This window comes from Amycolatopsis sp. NPDC034160 (assembly GCF_055575355.1).
This window is the reverse complement of the sequence record NZ_JBVISU010000007.1, coordinates 176,148-197,397: the sequence shown is the minus strand read 5'-3', so window position 1 is coordinate 197,397 and position 21,250 is coordinate 176,148. Positions and strand designations below refer to the sequence as shown.

Here is a 21,250-nt window from a genome sequence, read left to right as displayed (position 1 = left end):
TCCGGTCTGGACGGTCAATCGGTGACGGTTGGCGCGCTCGAAAGAAGCGGCGCCCCATGCGCATGGAGCCTTTCGTGATCACTGTCGAAAACTTGTCCAAGTCTTTCCCCCTCAACGGAAATCCCGTCGTCGCCCTGCGCGACGTCAGCGTGGACATCCAAGCCGGCTCGTTGTTCGGAGTCGTCGGTCCGGCCGGCTCCGGCAAGTCGACCCTCGCTCGTTGCATCGGGCTGCAGGAGCGTCCTGACCGGGGCGTCGTCCGGCTCGACGGTCTCAACACCGGCACTCTGGACGGACGCCGCCTGCGCGAGATTCGCCGCCAGGTCGGTGTCGTGAGCACCAAGTCGGAGTTGCTCGCGGAGCGCACCATTGCCGGCAACATCGCCTCGCCGCTCGAGCAGCTCGGCCTCGATGGACCGCAGCGCCGAAACCGGGTGGGCAACCTGCTCGACCTGGTCGGACTCACGCCGCGAGCAGGTCAGCGGCCGAGTGAACTGTCCGAGGGGCAGCTGCGCCGGGTGGCGATCGCCAAGGCCTTGGCCGCCGGGCCGTCCGTGCTTCTGGCCGACGACCCGACCGCGGGTGTGCGGCCGGAGGAGTCCGGCGCGGTGTTGACCGTGCTCGACCGTGCGCGCGCCGAGCTCGGCGTGACCGTGCTGCTCACCACACCTGACGCCGGCGTGGTTCGCCGTGTCTGCGATGACGTGGCGGTGCTCGAAGCCGGTGCGATCATCGAGCGTGGGACCGTGCTCGACTTGGTCTCCGACCCGAACAGCCGGACCGCGCAGGCGCTGCTTCCCTCGATCGAAACCAGCCGGGCTCAGGCCTCGAAGTACGACCGCGCGGTGGACGTCGTGCTCGTCGGCTTCGCGTCGGTCGGCGCCCTGTTGCCCGAGGCCGCCGGTCGCTTCGACGTCGAACTCGCCACCATCGGGGGCGGTCTGACCCGCATCGGCGACACGCCGGTCGGCCGGTTCCGCCTCGGCGTGCGCGGTGAGCACGCGGACGCCGCGCTCGCCTGGATCGCCGAACGCGGCGGCCACGTGACCCACCCGGTTCGCGGACCGCAGGGCGTCGCCGCCTGATTTCTTCCCGAACTCGCCGCCCTGGACGGAATCCGTCCAGGGCGGCGAGTTCATGTCTGACTCGTCCTGTTCTCTTTCTCCTGGTGGCAGCACAAGTGGGGCGGCCACGTAGGCTTGGCTCGTGCTCGCCGTCGTACCGCCTCCAGTCACCGTCAGGGTTCCCGCCAAGGTCAACCTGCACCTGTCGGTCGGTGACGTACGTCCGGACGGCTACCACGAGCTGGTGACCGTGTTCCAGGCGCTTTCCCTGACCGACGAGGTGACCGTGGCGGTCACCGAAGACCCGGGTGTCGAGGTCTATGGCGAGGGGGAAGGTTCCGTGCCGACCGGGGCCAACAACCTGGCATGGAAGGCCGCGCAAGCGTTGGCGGCTCATGTGGGCAAGACGGAAGGCGAATCCAAGGTTCGCGTGGTGCTTCGCAAAGGCATCCCGGTCGCCGGCGGGATGGCCGGGGGCAGCGCTGACGCGGCCGCGACCCTGGTCGGACTCGCGTCGCTTTGGAAACTCGACATCTCCCGCGACGAACTGGCTGGTATCGCAGCCAAGCTCGGCAGCGACGTCCCCTTCGCGCTCTACGGTGGGACCGCGCTGGGGACAGGTCGAGGTGAGCAACTGGTGCCGGTCCTGTCGCGGCACACCTTCCACTGGGTATTGGCGTTCGACCAGCGTGGTCTTTCGACCCCGCGTGTGTTCGGCGAACTGGACAGGTTGCGCGAAGAGGGCGACCCGCCGCGGATCGGTTCCCATACTCCGGTGGTCGAAGCGCTGGCGTCGGGCGACCCTCGGCAGCTGGCTCTTCTCCTGGGCAACGACCTGCAGGCGGCCGCCGTCTCGTTGCGTCCTGGACTGCGGCGCACCTTGCGGGCGGGAGTCAACGCGGGGGCACTCGCGGGTACCGTCTCCGGCTCCGGGCCGACCTGCGCGTTCCTCTGCGAGGACGCGCAGTCGGCGGTCGAGGTCGCCGCGGAGTTGTCCGGTGCGGGAGTGTGCCGGACGGTTCGGGTCGCGCACGGGCCGGTTCCCGGCGCCCGGCTGGTCGGTGGGGATGACGCGCCGCGACCGGCGCCGCCTCGAGTACACGCGTGAGGATGTCCGGCTGGACGTCTATCAATTTCCTTGTGGTGCAAGCTTTTTGGAAAGGATCGGCTGAGGCATGGCCAACTTGGTCAACCTGGAGTCGGTGAGCAAGTCCTACGGGGTGCGCCCGCTGCTCGACGGTGTTTCGCTTGGTGTGGCGGAGGGACAGCGCGTCGGCGTCGTCGGCCTCAACGGAGGCGGGAAGACGACATTGCTGGAAGTCCTCGCGGGGCTCAGTGAGCCGGACGCGGGGCGGGTGAGTCATGTCCGTGGCCTGCGGATGGCTGTCGTTACCCAGCGCACCGAACTTCCCGGTGGCAGCACCATCGGCGACGTCGTGCTTGAGCGATACGGCGCGGAGCACGAATGGGCCGCCGACGCGCGAGTCAGGTCCATTATGGACGGTTTGGGGATCACCGCTCTCGGTGTCGACACCCCGACGGCGAACCTGTCCGGCGGTGAACGGCGCCGAGTCGCGCTGGCCGCGGCTCTCACCGGCGAGCTGGACCTCGTGGTGCTCGACGAGCCGACGAACCACTTGGACGTCGAAGGTGTGCGCTGGCTGGCGGATCACCTGCTCAACCGCAAGATCGCGGTCGTGGTCGTCACCCACGACCGGTGGTTCCTCGACACGGTCGCGAGTGTGACCTGGGAGGTCGCCAACGGTCGCGTCGAACAGTACGAAGGTGGCTACGCGGACTGGATCTTCGCGCGGGCGGAGCGGGCGAGGTTGGCGGCGACAGCCGAGGAGAAGCGGCAGAACCTGGCGCGCAAGGAACTCGCGTGGCTGCGGCGCGGCCCACAGGCCAGGACTTCGAAGCCGCGTTACCGAGTCGAAGCGGCGGAGGCGCTGATCTCCGATGTCCCGGAGCCGCGTGACTCGGTCGAACTGCAGACGTTCGCGCGGCGACGGCTGGGGAAGACCGTCCTGGAAATCGAGGACGCCACCCTGACCGCCGGCGACCGCACGCTGCTCGACCACGTCACGTGGCGGATCGGGCCCGGCGACCGGATCGGGTTGGTCGGCGTCAACGGGTCGGGCAAGACGACGTTGCTCAAGCTGCTCGGCGGCGACAAGGAGCCCGAGACGGGGCGCCGCATCGAGGGAAAGACGGTCAGCCTCGCGCACCTTCGGCAGGAACTCGACGACCTGCCGGGCGACCTGCGTGTCCTGCAGGCGATCGAAGAGATCTCCGGACGCGTCGTGTTCGGCAAGCAGGAGCTTTCCGCTTCGCAGCTGGCCGAAAAGCTGGGTTTCCCCGCGGCGAGGCAGTGGACCCCGGTCGAAGACCTTTCCGGTGGTGAACGCCGTCGGCTGCAGCTGTGCCGGCTCCTGATGGCCGAACCCAACGTGCTGCTGCTCGACGAACCGACGAACGACCTGGATATCGACACTTTGCAGCAGCTGGAAGACCTGCTCGACTCGTGGCCGGGCAGCCTCGTCGTCGTTTCACACGACCGGTACCTGGTGGAACGTGTCTGCGACACCATCGTCGCCTTGTTCGGCGACGGGCACGTGACCCATCTGCCGGGCGGTATCGAGGAGTACCTCGAACGGCGGGTCAAGAGCCTGGCGAAGGCCAGTGCCGACAGGAAGTCGGGCAGCGGGCAGGCGTCCGAGCCCAAGAAGAGTGCCGCGGAACAGCGAGCGGCGCAGAAGGAGCTGTCCCGCCTCGAGCGCAAGCTCGATCAGTTGCACGCCAAGGAAGGGAAGCTGCACGCGGCACTGCTCGCCGCGGCGACCGATCCGACGAAGCTCATCGAGCTCAACACCGAACTGAAAGCCGTCGAAACGGAAAAGGAGGAGGTCGAGGCCCAGTGGCTCGAGACCTCCGAAGCGGCCGAGTGAGTTCACTCGACGGCGAGCGGGCGTTCCAGGGCGGACAGTAATGTGACGCGCATGAGTCGGTTCGTGGACACGCTCGTCGCCACCGCGGCGGGGCGGGGTCAGCAGCGGGGAATGGTCACGGGTGAGCCCAAGGAGCCGGTTCGGCGTACCTGGGCCGAAATTCACGAGCAGGCCAAGCGGGTGGCCGGTGGCCTGGTCGCCGGCGGGCTGGAGCCGGGCAAGGCGGTCGCGGTCCTGGCGGCGGCGCCATCGTTGATCGCGCCGACGGTGCAGGCCGTATGGCTCGCCGGTGGCAGCGTGACGATGCTGCACCAGCCCACCCAGCGCACTGACCTGGCCGAATGGGCCGAGGACACCGTTCGCGTGCTGCGGATGATCGGATCCGGTCTGGTTCTGCTCGGTGAGCCGTTCGATCAGCTGGCGCCGGTGCTCACCGAGCATGGCATCGCCTTCCAGGTGATCACCGAGCTGCTTGAGGCCGAACCGCTGGCCGAGCCCGTTCCGACGGCCGAATCCGACACCGCGCTCCTGCAGCTGACCAGTGGGTCGACGGCGGACCCGAAAGCCGTTCAGATCACCTACGGAAACCTCTACTCGAACGTCAAGGCGATGGTCGACCGCGCCGAGTTCGATTTCGACGTCGATGTGATGGTTTCCTGGCTCCCCACCTTCCACGACATGGGGATGGTCGGGTTCCTGACCGTTCCGATGACCTTCGGCGTCGAACTGGTCAAGATCACGCCGCTCGAGTTCCTGTCGGGGCCGTTGATCTGGCCTCAGCTGATCAGCAAGTACAACGGGACGACCACGGCCGCGCCGAACTTCGCGTACGCGATCGTGGGAAAGCGGATGGCGCGTGTCGACGATGACGACGCCTATGACCTCTCGAAGCTTCGGATCGCGCTGAACGGTGCCGAGCCGATCGATGAGACGGCTGTGCAGACGTTCGTGGACGCCGGGGCACGGTTCAAGATGCCCGCCGAATGCGTTTTCCCCGCGTACGGCATGGCGGAGGCGACTCTCGCGGTTTCGTTCGCGCCGTTGTTCACAGGGCTGACCCTCGACATCGTCGAAGCCGATGCGCTCGAAACGGACAACCGCGCGGTTCCGGTGCCCGAGGGCGACCCGCGGCGCGGGACCGACGCCGTCCGCTCGTTCGCGATCCTCGGGCCACCGCTCGATGGGCTCGAGGCTGAGATCGTCGACGACAAGGGCACTGTTCTCGGTGAGCGCCAGGTCGGGGAGATCCGCCTGCGCGGTGAGGCCGTCACGCCGGGGTACCTGACGATGGACGGTCCGCTCGCGACACAGGACGAGAACGGCTGGCTGCTCACCGGCGACCTCGGTTACCTGGTGGACGGCATGATCGTGATCTGTGGTCGCCACAAGGACGTCATCATCATGGGCGGCAGGAATCTGTATCCGACCGATATCGAACGCGCGGCCATGTCGGTCGAGGGGGTTCGAGCGGGGAACGCGGTGGCCGTGCGGATCGACGCCGGCAGCCGTCGGGAGCGGTTCGCCATCGTCGTCGAGTCGAAGCTCGCTGGGGACCCCGACACCGAGAAGGCGCTGGCGAAGGAGGTCGCGGCCAAAGTGCGCGATGCGGTCGACATGCGGCCGTTCGCGGTCGTCGTGCTTCCGGCCGGAAGTCTGCCCAAGACGCCGTCGGGCAAGGTGAAACGAGCCGCGACGGCCACCCAGTTCGCGGACAAGATCGCCAAGAACGCGGCCACCACCTGACACGAAGGGGTCGGGCTGGTGGACATCACCGGCCCGGCTCCGTCGTCGCACCTCCCGTGGGTCAGCGGCGTCGCCAGAGCGGCTTGCGGATGTGGGTGTGTTCCAAAGCCGGCGCTATGTAGTAGTCGGCGGACTGGGAGAGTCCGGCCAGCGTGCCTTCCACATCCCGGAGGAACGCGTCGACGGCCGCCGGGTCGTAGCCTCGTTTCGAGAGCGGCGCTTTGGCGAACGCCACGTTGTGGACGTCCGAAACCGAGAGGTCGTCGTCGCCGTCGAGGGTCGCCGCGACGCGTTCGAGGAAGGCGTCGACCGCGGGTTCGTGGTATCCCCGGGCGCCGATGGGCGCGCGGTCGAACTGCCGGGTTCTCGCCTCGAACGCGGTGACGGGCACTAGCGCTCCTGGAGGAACTCGACGGGACCGCGGTCCGGAACGGCGCGTTCGGTGGTCGTCTGGTCTTCTTTACGTGCGCCGGGCACTCCGAGTACCTGCTGGCCGGTCCGGTGAGCGAGTTGCCCTTCGACCTTGTCGAGGAACTCGTCGACTTCGCGTTCGTCGTAGCCGCGCTTCCCGATCAGCGGGCGCGAGAACATGACGTGGTGGACTTCGGCCGCCGTCAGGTCGTCCCGGTCCGAGATCGTGTCCGCGATCCGCTCCAGGAACGCGTCGACTTCGTGTTTGGCGTATCCGCGCCGCCCGATCGGGGCGTTCGGGAAAGTGGCGCCGGTGATGTCTTCGGCCGTAAACGACATGAAACTCTCTCCGGTTTCGTGGGGAATGCGATCTCCGCATTCCGTCCTAACGGGTTTGAGAGTTCCCCGGAAGAGTTCGCCCTATTCCACGACTCGATCAGGGGCGTGGTGAACGCCTTCGAGTGATGCGAGGTAACACAGCGCCATGTGAGCGGGTTCACCCAGCGTGGAAGGTGTTCTGGGCCGCAGCGAGTCCGGTGCTGATAAGCGCTTCAACGGCGTCGGCGCAACGATCGATCTCGAAAGCGAGCTCCTTGCGTTCGACCGTCGAGAAGTCTTTCAGCACGAAATCCGCCGGATCCTGTCGTCCAGGCGGGCGTCCGACACCGAAACGGACGCGGTAGTAGTCCTTCGTGCCGAGAGATTTGGTGATCGAGCGGAGACCGTTGTGGCCGTTGTCGCCGCCGCCCAGCTTCATCTTGAGCGCGCCGAAATCGACGTCGAGCTCGTCGTGGACGACCACGACACCGGCCGGGGGGATCTTGTAGAACCGGGCCACGCCCACCACAGGGCCGCCTGAGAGGTTCATGTACGAGCGCGGCTTGGCCAGGACCACTCGCTGCCCGGCGAGCCTGCCTTCGAGGACTTCAGCGCCGCTCTTGTGGGCCTTGAACTTGCCGCCGACGCGGGCGGCGAGCTCGTCGAGCACCATGAAGCCGACGTTGTGCCGGTTGCCTGCGTACTGGGGCCCGGGATTGCCGAGGCCGGCGAGCAGGATCTGCTCGCCGGCCCCGGGAAGTACTGCTTCGGTCACACGAGTGACTTTATTCGGCGGCCTCGGCGGGGGGCTCCTCCGCCTCGGCCTCTTCGCCCTCGAGCGCGGCCTCGGACGGCGACTCGTTCACCGCGACGACCAGCGCGTCGGGGTCGGTGACCAGGGTCGCGCCCTTCGGCAGGGTGACGTCCGAAGCGTTGATCTGGGTGCCGGCGACGACGCCCTCGACCGAGACCTCGACCTGCTCGGGGATGTGCAGCGCCTCGACCTCGATCTGGATGGCGTCGAGGTCGGTGGTGACCAGGGTGCCGGGGCCGGGGGTGCCGGTGACGACGACCGGGATGTCGACGGTGACCTTCTCGCCGCGGATGACGACCAGCAGGTCGACGTGCTCGATGTAGTTCTTCAGCGGGTGGACGACGATGGTCTTCGTCAGCGCCAGCTCGCTCTTGCCCTCGAGGTCGAGGGTGATGACGGCGTTGCTGCCGTTCTCACGCACGACGCGGGCGAACTCGATGGCGGGCAGGGCGTAGTGACGGGGCTCCGAGCCGTGCCCGTACAGCACCGCGGGGATCTTGCCGGCGCGACGCGTGCGGCGCGCGGCACCCTTGCCGAATTCGGTGCGGGGCTCGACGGACAGGCGTACCTCGGACACGGTGTAGCACTCCTTCAATTCACCAACATGTTCAGCGAAATCATGCTGAGGTGGGGATGGTTCGGGGCGGTTCTGGTGTTCGGCGGCGAATTCCACAGGCGTGCTCGACCGCGTGTGGCCACTCAAGCCGCCGCGTCGATCACGTCGGGCACCAGGTGCTCACGGAACCCGCCTCGCCGAGACCGGGAAAGTGTAGACCAACCGGTCGCACCGGGGTCCCGCCGGGTGGCTCGTTCAGGTGACAAGTCGGTGACAGCTGCTTCCGGGACCCGCGGATGTGGTGGTGCGCGACCCCTTTTCTAAGGTGTGATCTCTTCGCACGCGAGACACAGGGGGCGGAATGCCGGCACGACGGTTGAGGATCGGCGCTATCACCGTTTTGTGCTGCCTCGTGGCCGGTTGCGATGTCGCGATCGACGGTACGGCGGGGATCTCGCCCGCCGAACAGCAGCGGGTGGACCGGCGCGCGGAGCAGCGCGGTGCTGTCGAGAGCGCGTTGAAGGTGCTCGAGCAGGCACCAGCTGTTGTCTACAAGTCGACAATCAAGGATGCCTCGGGTAATCCGGCCGAATTGCTGTTCCGGATCACCCGCAACGGAAGCGCACTTGGCGCGCTGCCGGTCGAAGGCCAGGCCATCCAGGTGCTCTCGGCCGACAAGCAGCTGTACCTCTCGGCGACGCCGGAGTACTGGAAGGCGCACGGGCTCGGCAACAGCGACCAGTACGGCACCAGCTGGGTCCGCACCGACAGCACCGACCTGCCGGTGAACGCCGTCGAGGTGCTCAGCCCGCGCAAGGCCGCGTCGACGCTCCGGACAGCGGTGTCCGCGATGAACCGGCTGACCGATCCGGTTCGTTCGAAGTTGCCCGACGGGACCGAGGTCTACGACGTCGGGAGCGGGATCGGGATGCTGAGGGTGACCACGGCGGCGCCGCATCGCGTGATCAGTTTCGCGCCCTCCCTCATCGACGCGGCGGGCGGCAAGACGCTCGGCGCCGAGATGCGGGTCGAGCCGCTCGCCGGGGACACGCTCAAGAAACTCCAGACGGATCTGGACGGCGCGATCGGCGGGATCGGACAGCCGTTCGACGCGCTCACCCAGGTCAGCGTCAGCGTGGTCAACGACAAACTGGACTGCACGGACTTCGTCGGGACCTGCCGGGCGACCATCGACGTCGCCAACACCGTCATCGGTGACGTGGGCGGGACACCCGTGCATCTGATGCTGTCCGTCGAATTCACCGCTCAATCGCTTGGTGCCCAGACCTGCACGACGGAGGCGAACGCGGCGCCGGACACCACGACGCCCATGAGCTGCGAGGTCAAGTTCAGGCTGCCGAATCGGAACGCCAGCTATCAAGTGCAGGCCAAGCCGTCGGCTCGCGGCGAGGTCCGTGCCCCGGTCGACGTCAACGGCGTACGCGAGAAGCTCAAGACCGAGTTCACCGCGCTGGGCGGCTGACCTGCACACTCACCTCGGGGTGCGTTGCATACGTTGAAGTAGCCGATCTTGCGTTCTTAGCATCGGTGTCACCACCGAGATAAGGGAGAACGTGATGGCGAAGCTGGTTGTGTTCGGAGGAACCGGGTACGCGGGCGGGAAGATCACCGCTGAAGCGCGCGGCCGCGGGCACGAGGTCCTGGCGGTGTCGAGGACCGCCGAAGGTGAGGGCGCCCGGGCGGGGTCGCTGTACGACGAGGCGTTCCTGGCCGAGGTCGCCAAGGGTGCCGACGTCCTGGTCATCGCGGTTCACGGGCAGAGCGGCCTGCTGGACGCGGTGCCCTCGATCGCTCAGGCCGCGAAGGACAACGGCGCCCGGATCGGCGTGGTCGGCGGTGCCGGGAGCCTGCACGTGGCCGAGGGCGGGCCACGGCTGATCGACACCCCCGAGTTCCCGGACGAGTACAAGGGCGAAGCGGGGTCGCACGCGAAGGTGCTGGAAGCGTTCCGGGCGCTTCCCGAGGACATCGACTGGTTCTACCTCAGCCCGGCCGCCGAGTTCGGCGCGTGGGCCGAGGGCGAGCGGACCGGCGACTTCCGGCTCGGGAGCGACGTGCTCCTGACCGACGAGAACGGTGGATCGAAGATCAGCGGCGCCGACTACGCGAGCGCGTTCGTCGACGAGATCGAAAAGCCGCAGCACCGCCGTCAGCGTTTCTGCGTCGCCTACTGACCGGACAATTCCTTCACGACCGGCGCGAACGTTTCCAGCATCGGTTCGAACACCGTGATGTAGGAGAAGCCGTACCGTTCACGACGCTCCTGGAGTAGCCGGACGATCTCGTCGACGGTCCCGAACAGCAATTGTGGCGTTTCGAGCAGCCTGTCCACGTCGAGGCCGTCTTCGTCTTCTTCCTGCCAGGCCTCGGCGGCAGCGCGCCGGTCGTCCGTGACGACGACGCGCTGGACGAGCATGTTCAGTTCGGGGTCCCGGCCGTTCGCGTGTGAGCGGAAGAAGGCGACGCGTTCGTCCATGCGCTCGGCGTCGTCCAGACGGAAGGTGCCCGGCGGCTTTCCCGGTGCTTGGCGCAGACCCGCGAAACCGGCTATGTCGGCTTCGCGGGCGGCGAGGGAGAGCACGCCGTCGCTGTTGCCCGCGAGGAGCAGCGGCGGAGGCGTGACCCTTTCGGCGGCGAAGTGTTCGCGCAGGTGGTCAAGGCTCTTCGTGAGGTATTCGATGCGTTCCTTGGCGGGGCTCCACGGCAGGCCGGCATCGTCGAATTCCGATTTCATGTGGCCGGAGCCGAGGCCGAGGTCCAGCCGGTCGCCGGTCATCTTCACCGTCGTCGCGACTTCGCGGGCGAAGAGCGCGAAGTTGTAGAAGGGGACGTTGGAGACAAGAGTGCCTACGCGCGGCCGCTGGGTCACCGCGGCGGCCATGGTCAAAGCCGGGAAAGGCGCGTTCCGCCCTGGGCCGAGATGGTCGGGCACGGAGATGACGTCGTAGCCGAGGGCCTCGACGCGGTGGCACTTCTTGACCCAGTCTTCGCGGTTCTCGGCGCCCCACAGGTTCACGCCGAACTTGAATTTCCCCATGAACGGCAACCTAGTCACGCGGGGTGGCTGGGCGCGCCCTTTTCGCGAGGAGCCGAAAACGAAGCAAGGGACCTTTGCTGTCACTCTCCGGGAGAGAGCGATAGCAAAGGTCCCTTGCTTCGAGGGGATCAGGCGTTGCCGTCGAAGAGGGACGTGACCGACCCGTCCTCGAAGACCTGCTGGATCGCCTGCGCCAGCAGCGGAGCGATGGACAGCACGGTCAGGCCCGGGAACCGCTTCTCCTCCGGGATCGGCAGCGTGTTGGTGACGATCACCTCGCGCGCCTTGCAGTTCGACAGCCGCTCGGTGGCGGGGTCGGACAGGATGCCGTGGGTCGAGGCGATGACGACGTCGGCCGCGCCTTCGTCGAGCAGGGCCTCGGTGGCCTTCACGATCGTGCCACCGGTGTCGATCATGTCGTCGATCAGCACGCACAGCTGACCGCGGACCTTGCCGACGACGCGGTTGGCGACGGCCTGGTTCGGCTTGTCCGGGTCGCGGGTCTTGTGGATGAACGCGATCGGCCGGTCGCCCAGCTGCGCCGCCCACTTCTCGGCGAGCCGCACGCGGCCCGAGTCCGGCGAGACGACGGTGATGTTCTCACCGTGGTAGGTCTTGTTGATGTGCGCGGCCAGCACGTTCTGCGCGAGCAGGTGGTCGACCGGGCCGTCGAAGAAGCCCTGGATCTGCGCGGTGTGCAGATCGACCGTCATGATCCGGTCGGCGCCCGCGGTCTTGAACAGGTCCGCGATCAGGCGCGCGGAGATCGGCTCGCGGCCCTTGTGCTTCTTGTCCTGCCGCGCGTACGGGTAGAACGGCATGATCACGGTGATCCGCTTGGCGCTCGCCCGCTTGAGGGCGTCCACCATGATCAGCTGCTCCATCACCCATTCGTTGATGGGCGCCGGGTGGCTCTGGATCACGAACGCGTCGGTCCCGCGCACCGATTCGTTGAACCGGACGAAGATCTCCCCGTTGGCGAAGTTGTGCGCGGTCTGCGGAACGACCGACACGTTGAGGTGTTTGGCCACCTCCTGCGCGAGCTCCGGGTGTGCGCGCCCGGAAAAGAGCATCAGGTTCTTCTTCGGTGTGCCGGACTTCGAACTCATGCTGGCGACTCCCCGTCGTTTCCCTTATTTGAATCGGACACGGCGGTGGTGTCCTGCTTCGCGGCGGAAGCTGCTTCCGCCGCGGGTGTGCCCGGCCTGCGCCGGGACACCCAGTCTTCGATGTTGCGCTGCGGCCCGGTCGACACGGCGAGCGCGCCCGGGGGCACGTCCTGCCTGATCACGGTGCCCGCCCCACTGTAAGCGCCATCGCCGATGGTCACCGGGGCGACGAACGTGTTGTCCGCGCCGAGCCGCACATGGGAGCCGATCGTGGTGTGGTGCTTGTTCACGCCGTCGTAGTTGACGAAGACGCTGGAACAACCGATGTTGCTGTTTTCGCCGATGGTCGCGTCGCCGACGTAGGTCAGGTGCGGAACCTTCGTCCCGGCCCCGATGTCCGCGTTCTTCGTCTCGACGAACGCGCCGAGCTTGCCCTTGGTCCCCAGCTTCGTGCCGGGCCGCAGGTAGGTGAACGGGCCGACCTTCACGCCGTCGCCCAGTTCCGAATCGGAACCGTGCGTCCGCACCACTGACGCGCCCGCGCCGACGGAGACGTTTTCCAGGGTGCTGTCCGGGCCGAGCTGCGCGCCTTCGCCGACCGACGTCGAACCCTTCAGTTGCACGCCGGGCTCGATGACGACGTCGCGCGAGAGGGTCACTCCCGCGTCGATCCAGGTGCTGGACGGGTCGACGACGGTGACGCCGGCCCGCTGCCAGCCGCGGACGATCCGGCGGTTCAGTTCGGCGCCGAGTACCGAGAGCTGCACGCGGTCGTTGACGCCTTCGGTCACCCACGGGTCGTCGATGACCAGCGCGCCGACACCCTTGCCGTCGCCGCGGGCGATGCCGAGGACGTCGGTGAGGTAGAGCTCGCCTTGCGCGTTGTCGGTCGAAAGCTTCGAGAGCCCGTCGACCAGTACCGAAGCGTCGAAGGCGTAGACGCCGGAGTTGATTTCGGCGATTTCGTGCTGTTCGGGGGTGGCGTCCTTCTGCTCGACGATCGAGGTGACGACGCCGTTCGCGGCACGGACGATCCGGCCGTAACCGGTCGGGTCCGCGACGACCGCGGTCAGTACGGTGACCGCGTTACCCGTCGAGGTGTGCTCGGCGACCAGGGAACCGAGCGTTTCGGTGTCGAGCAGCGGGACGTCGCCGTAGCTGACGACGACGGTGCCGGTCAGTCCGCCCGGCAGCGCCGAGAGCGCGCACGAGACGGCGTGCCCGGTGCCCTTCTGCTCTTCCTGGACGGCGGTGACGACCTCGCGGCCGAGCGCCTCGCCGACCTTCGCCAGCTTCGCGCCGACCGAGTCGCGACCGTGGCCGATGACCACGACCAGGTGTTCCGGGTTCAGCCCCGCGGCGGCCCGCACCGCGTGCTCGACCAGCGGACGGCCGGCGATGGGGTGCAGCACCTTCGGGGTGGACGAACGCATGCGGGTGCCCTCACCCGCGGCGAGGATCAACGTGCTCAGCGGGCCGGTCACGGCGCTCCCAACATTTCACCAACGGTGGTTGTCGGGCATTGATCCTACGTGGGCTGCTCGGAGCCCCACGCGGGGTCGGTCGGAGCATCCTCGCCGGGCCATCCGGTCACCGGATCGACGGCCATCGAGTTCACCGACGAAACCTGGTTCCCGCCGCCGCGTTTCGCCTGGTACATGGCCGCGTCGGCACGCGCGAGGACCTGTTCGGCCCGCTCCTGCGGGCGGAGCGAGACGAGGCCGACGGAGAGGGTGACCCCGTGCGAAAGGTGGTGCGGCAGAGATGCGACGGCATTCACAGAGCGACCGAGCGCCTGCTTCGCCGCCGACGCCGGAGCCCCAGGTAGAAGCACTATGAACTCGTCGCCGCCGTATCGGGCGACGACGTCGTCGCCGCGCAGGGCGTCGCGCAGCGTGCTCGCGATGACACGGAGCACGTTGTCGCCCTCGGCGTGCGACTGCTTGTCGTTGACGTCCTTGAAACCGTCGAGGTCGACCAGCGCGACCGCGAGCGGCTGGGCGTCCGCGGACGACGCCAGCGAACGCAGCTTTTCGTCGAGCGCGCGCCGGTTCGGCAGCCCGGTGAGCGGGTCTTGCAAAGCCTGCTGGGTGATCGCGCCGTGCTCGGCGGACAGGCGTTCGTGTTCGCGGCGTGCGTTGAGCGTGGCGATCTGCGATTCCCGCAGCGACCACATCTCCGATTCCAGGATGGTCGCGTAGTCGATGAGCGACTGGCTCGCCCCGGACGCGTAGTCGGGGGTGGTGTCGAGCCTGGCCAGCTCGCGAGCGAGATTCAGCCGCATCGAAGGCAGCGAGCCGTCCTCGTTGTCCTCACGGACCTCCTTGAGGACTTGCAGCGCTTCCTCGCGGCGGCCGGTGTTGTCCAGGCAACGGGCCAGCGCGATGGCGATGATCTCGCGTTCGTGCGGGAACATCAGCTCCGGATGCAGCAGGGAGTTCAACCGTTCGATATGCGACGAATCGGGCGACGCGAGCGCGGCGGCCGCGGCGAGGACGCCGACCTGGTCGATCGCGGGCACCCCGGATTTGCGTGGGAACAGCGACTCGGTGAACGGGCCCTCGGCGGCTTGCGCCATCGAGGCCGCGGTGCGGAACTTGTCCGCTCCCTCGTCGTACCGCTCGATGCGTTCGAGCCGCAGGCCCCAGCCCAGCAGCATCTTGACCCGGTTGATCAGCTGGAGCGCGATCTCGTGCGGGCTCGCGCTGTCGCGGATCGCCTGCGCGGCGCGGGCGATGGCCTCCTCGGCCGCCTCGTAGACGCCCAGCTGGTTCAGCACGAGCCAGCAGTCGACCAGGGTCGAGGACAGCATCCGGTCCCAGTTGCGCCTGCCGACCTGACGGTCCGGGACCGCGGAGTCGTCGAGGATGGCCAGCGCCCTGGCGATCTCGGTGAGGGCGGCGTCCTCCTGTTTGGCGATCACCAGCCGACGTCCGCGCAGGGCGTGCGCGTCGGCCCGCATCAACGCGAGACCGTGCCGCCTGGTGTGCGCGAGCATCTCGTCGAGCCGGGGTTCGGCTTCGGCCGCGAGGCCGCGGGTGACCAGCCTGGCCACCGCGGAGTAGCGCAGCAGCTGCGCGACCAGCAGTGGTTCGCCGCGGCGCTGCGTCTCGTCGAGGAGTTCGTCGAGGCTGGTCACGATGTCCAGCTGCTCGGCGAAGGCGACGCGCTGGATGGCCGCACCGAGTTCGCGCGCGCGACCGTACAGCCAGGCGTCGGACATCTCGGCAAGCGCCGGCCGCCTGCTGCTGGTCGTCGGGTCGATCGCGTCCTCGGTCAGCCGCACACACCCCCACCGTTGAAAACGCCGCTGGTCATCTGTTCGTCTGCTCCGCCGCCAGGATTCGAACCTGAACTGTCAGAACCAAAATCTGAAGTGCTGCCGATTACACTACGGCGGATCGATCCTGGTCAGGATAGCCATGCCGGAGACGCCCGCGCGCGCCCGGGGGTTACCTCACGGCCGCGGCCTCTCCCCAGCGGGCGAAACCTCCTGTACCGTAACTTACGGCATCGTAGGTAAGGACACCCTTAGGGTCGCCCCCCAAGGGTTGCACGGAGAAAAGAAGTGACTGCATGACGGCTACCCTCGACCGTTCCCAGACGCCCGCGAAGGGCCCCAAGCCGGTTCTGGAAGGACACCGATCGAGCGGCGTGCAGCTCTCGGTCTACCTCGGGGTCATCTTCCCGCTCGCCGCGTTGCTCGCGGCTGTCCCGTTCGCCTGGGGCTGGGGATTGACGTGGGTCGACGTCGGCCTGTTCGTGGTCTTCTACGCGATCAGCGGACTCGGTATCACCGTCTCGTACCACCGGTACTTCACGCACGGCTCGTTCAAGGCCAAGCCGTGGCTGCGCGTCGCGATGGCGATCGCCGGCAGCATGGCCGTACAGGGCCCCGTGATCACCTGGGTCGCCGACCACCGGCGCCACCACGCCTTTTCCGACCGTGACGGCGACCCGCACTCGCCGTGGCTGTTCGGGACGACCCCGGTCGCCATCGCCAAGGGTTTCTGGCACGCGCACATGGGCTGGCTGTTCGACCGCGACCAGACCAACGCCGAGCGTTTTGCGCCGGACCTGGTGAAGGATCCGGCCATCAAGAAGGTCGACGACCTGTTCTGGCTGTGGAGCCTGCTCACCCTCGTGCTGCCCGGGATCCTCGGTGGTTTGATCACCTGGTCGTTCTGGGGCGGGGTGACCGCGTTCTTCTGGGCCGGGCTCGTCCGGGTCTGCGTGCTGCACCACGTGACCTGGTCGGTCAACTCGGTCTGCCACATGATCGGCGAGCGCCCGTTCGCCGCCCGTGACAAGTCGGCCAACTTCTGGCCGCTGGCGATCTTTTCCTTCGGCGAGTCGTGGCACAACCTGCACCACGCGGACCCGACCTCGGCCCGGCACGGCGTGCAGCGCGGTCAGATCGACATTTCCGCGCGGCTCATTTGGCTCTTCGAGAAGTTCGGCTGGGCCCATGACGTGCGCTGGCCGACCCCGCAGCGCCTCGCGCGCATCGCCGCCGAAAGCAAATAGCGAGGTCGCGTTAGTCTTCTCGAATGGCGGGGAGACGGCGAAGCAAACGTGAAGTGGTCACCGGGGCACGTCCAGTCGCCCCGGTGGCCCGGGTGCGCATGACGGGGACCGAGCGCAGGCAGCAACTGCTCAACGTCGCCAGAGCCCTTTTCGCGGAGAAGGGTTTCGAAGGCACTTCCATCGAGGAGATCGCGCATCGCGCGAACGTCTCCAAACCGGTGGTTTACGAACATTTCGGTGGCAAGGAAGGCATCTACGCCGTCGTCGTCGACCGCGAAACGCAGGCGCTGCTCGACCGGATGGTCTCCACTCTCCACGGCGGGCACCCGAGGGTGATGCTGGAGCAGGCGGCGATCGCATTGCTCTCCTACGTCGAGGATTCGCACGACGGTTTCCGCATCCTGGTGCGGGATTCACCGGTCGCGAGTTCGACGGGCACGTTCTCCACGGTGCTGAACGACATCGCCAGCCAGGTCGAGCACATCCTCGCGCAGCAGTTCGCCGCGCGGGGCTACGACGAGAAGCTGGCCGCGCTGTACGCGCAGGCGCTCGTCGGGATGGTCGCGCTGACCGGGCAATGGTGGCTCGACGCGCGGAAACCGAAGCGGGACGAGGTCGCCGCGCATCTGGTGAACCTCGCCTGGAACGGTCTGTCCAATTTGGAGCACAAGCCCAAGCTGCGGCTGTACTGAGAGCTGCGTGGCGCGGCAGTAACGTTCTCCGGGCACCGGGTTGAGGCTCTCCGGTGGATTCGAATGCGACGATTATCCCACCGCCGACCTGTACTACTTCCAGGGCAAGAAGACGGCTTCCGACGGCACGCTGCTTTGCCTGGAAAATCTCAAGAATCCGGGCCCGCGGTTGCCTGCCGTCGGCGACTGCCTCCCCGCGGATGTCTTCGCGTCGCAGAAGCTCGAGAAGGTGGGCTGCGCGGGAGCGCATTTCAAGGTGCTCGCCATTGAAAGGCAGTCCGGCGGGCTGATCCCTCGCGAACGGGTGCTGTGCCTCGATGAACTGAAGTAGGGATCGTCAGCGCAGGAGGCCGCTCTCCCGCAGGTGGTCGAAGATGATCTTGTCCACCGCGGAGACCCGGTCCCTGTCGGCGTAGCCGAGCCACGCGACCTCGTCGATCTCGCTGCTGGCCGTGAGCGTTCCGGCGAAATCGGCGGTGTAGCACGTCATCCGGACCACGACGCCCGCCGTATGCCCGTCGGCCTGCGCCTCGAAGACCCCGGCGGGCTCGACGCTCGCCGGGACGATCTCGACGGTCAGTTCCTCGCGGATCTCCCGGATCAGCGTCTCGGCGTCGCTTTCGCCGGGTTCGCGTTTGCCGCCGGGCAGGTAGAACACGGACTTGCCGCGTGAGCGCGTGCTCAGGATCCGGCCGTCCCGCAGGTGCAGCCAAGCGATCTTGTCGATCACGGCTCAGCCCAGCGCCGCGGCGGTCTCGGCGGTCGTGAGCACTTCGCCCAGCCGCGGGAACACCTTCGTGATCGCCGATTCGTGGGAGACCGCGGCGATACCCGTCATCGCGTCCGAAACGGCGATGGTCTCGTAGCCGTGGTCGATCGCGGCGCGCAAAGTCGATTCGACGCCGTACTCCGTGGCGATCCCGCCGAGCACCAGTGTCTTCACGCCGAGCCCACGCAGGAGTTCGTCGAGTCCGGTGCGGTAGAACGCGCCGATCGTGTGCTTCGTGATCAGTTGTTCGCCCTCGCGGGGCGTCAGTTCGGTGACCAGTTCACTGCCGGGCGGTTGTTCGTCGACGTCCGGCCGATGCGCCCGCACATGGACGATCGGTGCGCCTGCCGAGCTGAAGGCGTCACGCAGCAGGACGGCGTTCGACACGACTTCGGTGCCTTCGATCGGCACGGTTTCGAGTGCGACGATCCGCGTCTGGAGGTCGATCAGGACGAGCGCGGTCGTCGCCGGGTCGATCTTCGTCATGCGCGAGAGCCTAGTGTCCCTATGCTGAAGTTATGGGGAAGCACAGGGAAGTCGTGGTCACCGGCGGTGGAACGGGAATCGGGTACGCGGTCGCGGCGGCGTTCGCCGCGCAGGGCGAACGCGTCACGATCACCGGCCGACGCGAACAGGTCCTCACCGAAGCCGCCACGTTGCTCGGCGCGAACCCGGTGCCGTTCGACGCGGCCGATCCGGACGCGGTGGAGCGGGCGCTGGCGGCGCTGCCGGAACGGGTCGACGTCCTCGTCAACAACGCCGGTGGCAACATCGATTTCCAGACCGGCCCCGTCGAGGACCTGAAAGCGTTCGCCGCGAACTGGCAGGCCAATCTGGCCGCGAACGTGTTCAGCGCCGTCCTGGTCACCCGCGCCCTGCGGGACAGGCTCGCCGACGGCGCGCGGATCGTCACCATCGGTTCCATCGCCGCCCACACCGGAGCCGGTTCCTACGGTGCCGCCAAGGCCGCGCTGGAAGCCTGGAACGTCGATGTGGCGAGGGAATTCGGACCGCGCGGGATCACCGCGAACGTCGTCGCACCCGGTCTGGTCGGGGACACCGAGTTCTTCCACGGCAAGCTCTCCGACGAACGCCGTGCGATGCTGATCGGCAACACGCTGACCAAACGCGCCGGTGAGCCCGCCGACGTCGCCGAAGTGGTGACGTTCCTGGCGAGCCCGGCCGCGCGGCACGTCACCGGCCAGGTCGTCCACGTCAACGGCGGTGCTTACCTCGGCCGCTAGGCCGGCGTGACGCGCAGCAGTTTGTCGTCCTCACCTTCCGAGGTCGTCACGTAGAGGGAGCCGTCCGGCGCGGCGCGGACGGCGCGCAGCCTGCCGAACTTGTCGTCGAACTCCGGCGGCAGCGTCACTTCGGTGACCTTGCCGGTGTCGTCGAGGCGGAACAGCAGCAGCTTCTGGCCCTTGAGCGCGGTGACGGCGAGGGAGCCTTCGAGTGCGCCCCACTGCGATCCGGTGAGGAATTCGGCGCCACAGATCGCCTCGGTGATCTCCCCGGTTGTCCACAAAGGCCGGACGGCGTCCGGAAACCGTTGTGTGTCGGTCATCGGCACGCTTTCGTCGTAGCTGGTCTGGGTGCCGCCCTTCGACGGATCCCAGCCGTAGTTCGCGCCCGCCCGTTCCAGGTTGACCTCGTCGTCGATGGTCGGCCCGTGCTCGGCGGTGAACAGCTGGCCGGAGCCGGGCCGGACCGTCACGCCCTGGACATTGCGGTGCCCGTAGGTGAAGACCCGCTGTTCGTTCGGGTTCGCCGAGGTGATGAACGGGTTGTCGGGCAACGGGTTCCCGGTCTTCGCGTCGACGCGCAGCACCTTGCCGCCGAGGCTCGTACGGTCTTGCGGATGCTGTGGGCGGGCGGTGTCGCCGGTGCCGACCAGCAGCGCTCCGTCCGCGCCGAACGTGGGACGGCAGCCCGAATGCCTGCCGCTGGGATTCACCGGCAGACCGGTCAGCAGATCCTTGACCTTCGTGGCGTTCGCGCCGTCCTCGGAAAGCCGCCAGGTGACCAGCCGGATGTCGACGGCGTTGTCGCCCTCCTTGTGGGTCTGGCAGGTGATGAACTCACGCGACGTCGCGAAATCCTTGCTGATCACCATCCCCATCAGGCCGCCTTCGCCGCGCACGTGGACGTCGGAGAAGTCGGCGGTGACGTCGCGTTTCGTACCTCCGTCGACCAGGGCCAGCTTCCCGGGGCGCTGGGTGACGAGGATCTTCCCGTCCGGCAGGAAGCCGACGTCCCAGCCGTGTTCGAGGCCCGCCGTCACCTGCTCGACCTTCAGTTTCGACACGGCGGGTTTCGAGGTGACCGGCGGCGCGCTCTGCACCGTCTCACTCGACGCCCCCGAACAGGCCGTGACCAGCAAGGACAGGGACGTGAACGCGACGACAGCCGTAGAGCGCATGACCTCAGCATGCCACCTGCGGGCGCGCGGCACCGCCGGTCAGCGGGTCAGGATCTCGGCGGTTGCGGCATCGGCGGGCAGGAACGTCTCCAGTTTCAGCTCCGACACCGTGACGTCGGCGGTGGTCGCGAACGTCGTGATGGCCGTGATCAGCCGCAGTTCACCGGCCGAAGTGGACAGGCGCATCGGGACGGCGGACCCGAGGTGATCCGGCCCTGGCGGTCCGGGCTCCGGAACGTAGCCTTCGAGTTCGGCCAGCAGGTCCGTGAGCCGCTCGTCGGGGGCGTGCGCGATCTCCCGCGTCAACCGCTCCAGGATGTGCCGGGCCCAGTACGCGAGGTTGCGCACCCGCGGCGCCATCCCCTTCGGATGCAGCGCGAGCCGCAGGGTGTTGACCGGTTCTTCCAGCAGTTCCGGCGCCACGTCCTCGAAGAGCAGGTCGAGCGCGTCGTTGCGGGCGACGAGGACGCCGTAGCGGTCGACCACGATGGCCGGGTACGGCCGATGCCCGTCGAGCAGCCGCCGCATGCCGTCGAGGACCGGCCGCAGTCCGGGATCGTCCAGGGAAGTCTCGGGGAAACCGGGCGCGAACCCCGCCGCGAGCAGCAGACCGTTACGTTCCCGGAGCGGGAGTTCGAGCGATTCGGCGACGCGCAGCACCAGGCCGCGGCCGGGGATCGACCGGCCGCCTTCCAGGAAACTCACGTGCCGCTGGGTGGTGCCTGCCCGGAGCGCCAGTTCCAGCTGGGACCACCGCCGCCGCTCGCGCCAGCCCCGGAGCGCGGGACCGAATCCGGAAACCATGGCCGTCATCCTGGC

Annotated in this window: 22 protein-coding genes and 1 tRNA gene; 10 read left to right on the top strand and 13 right to left on the bottom strand. The window is 67.7% G+C overall.

Annotated elements, in window-relative coordinates:
• The first annotated feature begins 74 nt into the window (after nucleotides 1–74).
• The 4 genes from ACZ54P_RS17310 (at nucleotide 75) to ACZ54P_RS17295 (ending at nucleotide 5,755) form a co-directional block, all read left to right on the top strand.
• A complete protein-coding gene (locus ACZ54P_RS17310; RefSeq protein ID WP_465462522.1) occupies nucleotides 75–1,085 on the top strand; it encodes a methionine ABC transporter ATP-binding protein in 1,011 nt (336 codons plus the stop codon).
• Between the two features lie 121 nt (nucleotides 1,086–1,206).
• On the top strand, nucleotides 1,207–2,172 hold the full coding sequence (locus tag ACZ54P_RS17305; RefSeq protein WP_465462521.1) for a 4-(cytidine 5'-diphospho)-2-C-methyl-D-erythritol kinase: 966 nt from the start codon (nucleotides 1,207–1,209) through the stop codon (nucleotides 2,170–2,172).
• Between the two features lie 67 nt (nucleotides 2,173–2,239).
• Complete coding sequence (locus ACZ54P_RS17300) at nucleotides 2,240–4,012, top strand: ABC-F family ATP-binding cassette domain-containing protein (RefSeq protein WP_465462520.1); 1,773 nt, start codon at nucleotides 2,240–2,242, stop codon at nucleotides 4,010–4,012.
• Nucleotides 4,013–4,063: 51 nt separating this feature from the next.
• Nucleotides 4,064–5,755, top strand: coding sequence for a fatty acyl-AMP ligase (locus ACZ54P_RS17295; protein ID WP_465462519.1), 1,692 nt, complete (start codon nucleotides 4,064–4,066; stop codon nucleotides 5,753–5,755).
• 61 nt (nucleotides 5,756–5,816) lie between these two features.
• Here the strand turns inward: ACZ54P_RS17295 and ACZ54P_RS17290 are convergent, their stop codons facing one another.
• From ACZ54P_RS17290 to ACZ54P_RS17275, 4 genes are all read right to left on the bottom strand, one after another.
• Complete coding sequence (locus ACZ54P_RS17290; protein ID WP_465462518.1) at nucleotides 5,817–6,146, bottom strand: DivIVA domain-containing protein; 330 nt, start codon at nucleotides 6,144–6,146, stop codon at nucleotides 5,817–5,819.
• The gene (locus ACZ54P_RS17285; protein WP_465462517.1) at nucleotides 6,146–6,505 is read right to left on the bottom strand and encodes a DivIVA domain-containing protein; all 360 of its coding nucleotides are present in this window, start codon (nucleotides 6,503–6,505) and stop codon (nucleotides 6,146–6,148) included. The genes ACZ54P_RS17290 and ACZ54P_RS17285 overlap by 1 nt, the downstream gene beginning before the upstream one ends.
• Before the next feature lie 157 nt (nucleotides 6,506–6,662).
• Nucleotides 6,663–7,259 carry an aminoacyl-tRNA hydrolase gene (gene pth / locus ACZ54P_RS17280; RefSeq protein ID WP_465462516.1) on the bottom strand — a complete coding sequence of 199 codons (597 nt, stop codon included), beginning with the start codon at nucleotides 7,257–7,259 and terminating at the stop codon, nucleotides 6,663–6,665.
• Between the two features lie 10 nt (nucleotides 7,260–7,269).
• Nucleotides 7,270–7,875, bottom strand: a complete 606-nt coding sequence (locus tag ACZ54P_RS17275) for a 50S ribosomal protein L25/general stress protein Ctc (RefSeq protein ID WP_465462515.1) — start codon at nucleotides 7,873–7,875, stop codon at nucleotides 7,270–7,272.
• A 340-nt stretch (nucleotides 7,876–8,215) separates the two neighbouring features.
• Between ACZ54P_RS17275 and ACZ54P_RS17270 the strand changes: the two genes are divergently transcribed.
• Entirely contained in the window at nucleotides 8,216–9,337 is a 1,122-nt protein-coding gene (locus tag ACZ54P_RS17270) for a hypothetical protein (RefSeq protein WP_465462514.1), read from the top strand.
• 94 nt (nucleotides 9,338–9,431) lie between these two features.
• Nucleotides 9,432–10,049 (top strand): NAD(P)-dependent oxidoreductase, encoded by a 618-nt coding sequence (locus ACZ54P_RS17265; protein WP_465462513.1) that lies wholly within the window; start codon nucleotides 9,432–9,434, stop codon nucleotides 10,047–10,049.
• On the opposite strand, the gene ACZ54P_RS17260 is transcribed toward ACZ54P_RS17265, so the two are convergent.
• The 5 genes from ACZ54P_RS17260 to ACZ54P_RS17240 all read right to left on the bottom strand — a co-directional run bounded on the left by ACZ54P_RS17260 (nucleotide 10,043) and on the right by ACZ54P_RS17240 (nucleotide 15,422).
• Nucleotides 10,043–10,912: a TIGR03621 family F420-dependent LLM class oxidoreductase gene (locus ACZ54P_RS17260; protein ID WP_465462512.1), complete on the bottom strand. Its 870-nt coding sequence runs from the start codon at nucleotides 10,910–10,912 to the stop codon at nucleotides 10,043–10,045. The genes ACZ54P_RS17265 and ACZ54P_RS17260 overlap by 7 nt on opposite strands.
• Before the next feature lie 128 nt (nucleotides 10,913–11,040).
• The gene (locus tag ACZ54P_RS17255; RefSeq protein ID WP_465462511.1) at nucleotides 11,041–12,021 is read right to left on the bottom strand and encodes a ribose-phosphate diphosphokinase; all 981 of its coding nucleotides are present in this window, start codon (nucleotides 12,019–12,021) and stop codon (nucleotides 11,041–11,043) included.
• Nucleotides 12,018–13,505: a bifunctional UDP-N-acetylglucosamine diphosphorylase/glucosamine-1-phosphate N-acetyltransferase GlmU gene (gene glmU / locus ACZ54P_RS17250; protein WP_465462510.1), complete on the bottom strand. Its 1,488-nt coding sequence runs from the start codon at nucleotides 13,503–13,505 to the stop codon at nucleotides 12,018–12,020. Before glmU ends, ACZ54P_RS17255 begins: the two co-directional genes overlap by 4 nt.
• Before the next feature lie 44 nt (nucleotides 13,506–13,549).
• A complete protein-coding gene (locus ACZ54P_RS17245) occupies nucleotides 13,550–15,307 on the bottom strand; it encodes a GGDEF domain-containing protein (protein ID WP_465462509.1) in 1,758 nt (585 codons plus the stop codon).
• Between the two features lie 43 nt (nucleotides 15,308–15,350).
• Nucleotides 15,351–15,422, bottom strand: a tRNA-Gln gene (locus tag ACZ54P_RS17240).
• Between the two features lie 175 nt (nucleotides 15,423–15,597).
• Here ACZ54P_RS17240 and ACZ54P_RS17235 point away from each other — a divergent pair.
• From ACZ54P_RS17235 to ACZ54P_RS17225, 3 genes are all read left to right on the top strand, one after another.
• Nucleotides 15,598–16,548, top strand: a complete 951-nt coding sequence (locus ACZ54P_RS17235; RefSeq protein ID WP_465462508.1) for an acyl-CoA desaturase — start codon at nucleotides 15,598–15,600, stop codon at nucleotides 16,546–16,548.
• Between the two features lie 98 nt (nucleotides 16,549–16,646).
• Nucleotides 16,647–17,240: a TetR family transcriptional regulator gene (locus tag ACZ54P_RS17230; protein WP_465462507.1), complete on the top strand. Its 594-nt coding sequence runs from the start codon at nucleotides 16,647–16,649 to the stop codon at nucleotides 17,238–17,240.
• 40 nt (nucleotides 17,241–17,280) lie between these two features.
• On the top strand, nucleotides 17,281–17,571 hold the full coding sequence (locus tag ACZ54P_RS17225; protein WP_465462506.1) for a hypothetical protein: 291 nt from the start codon (nucleotides 17,281–17,283) through the stop codon (nucleotides 17,569–17,571).
• A gap of 6 nt (nucleotides 17,572–17,577) precedes the next feature.
• On the opposite strand, the gene ACZ54P_RS17220 is transcribed toward ACZ54P_RS17225, so the two are convergent.
• Nucleotides 17,578–17,970, bottom strand: a complete 393-nt coding sequence (locus ACZ54P_RS17220) for an NUDIX hydrolase (protein ID WP_465462505.1) — start codon at nucleotides 17,968–17,970, stop codon at nucleotides 17,578–17,580.
• Nucleotides 17,971–17,973: 3 nt separating this feature from the next.
• On the bottom strand, nucleotides 17,974–18,495 hold the full coding sequence (locus tag ACZ54P_RS17215; protein WP_465462504.1) for an isochorismatase family protein: 522 nt from the start codon (nucleotides 18,493–18,495) through the stop codon (nucleotides 17,974–17,976).
• A gap of 32 nt (nucleotides 18,496–18,527) precedes the next feature.
• On the opposite strand from ACZ54P_RS17215, the gene ACZ54P_RS17210 reads away from it, so the two are divergent.
• Nucleotides 18,528–19,253: an SDR family NAD(P)-dependent oxidoreductase gene (locus tag ACZ54P_RS17210; RefSeq protein ID WP_465462503.1), complete on the top strand. Its 726-nt coding sequence runs from the start codon at nucleotides 18,528–18,530 to the stop codon at nucleotides 19,251–19,253.
• Here the strand turns inward: ACZ54P_RS17210 and ACZ54P_RS17205 are convergent.
• Together ACZ54P_RS17205 and ACZ54P_RS17200 are read right to left on the bottom strand one after the other, a co-directional pair.
• On the bottom strand, nucleotides 19,250–20,431 hold the full coding sequence (locus tag ACZ54P_RS17205; protein ID WP_465462502.1) for a PQQ-dependent sugar dehydrogenase: 1,182 nt from the start codon (nucleotides 20,429–20,431) through the stop codon (nucleotides 19,250–19,252). The two genes, ACZ54P_RS17210 and ACZ54P_RS17205, sit on opposite strands and share 4 nt — an antisense overlap.
• Nucleotides 20,432–20,470: 39 nt before the next feature.
• Nucleotides 20,471–21,235, bottom strand: coding sequence for an MmyB family transcriptional regulator (locus tag ACZ54P_RS17200; protein ID WP_465462501.1), 765 nt, complete (start codon nucleotides 21,233–21,235; stop codon nucleotides 20,471–20,473).
• Between the last annotated feature and the right edge of the window lie 15 nt (nucleotides 21,236–21,250).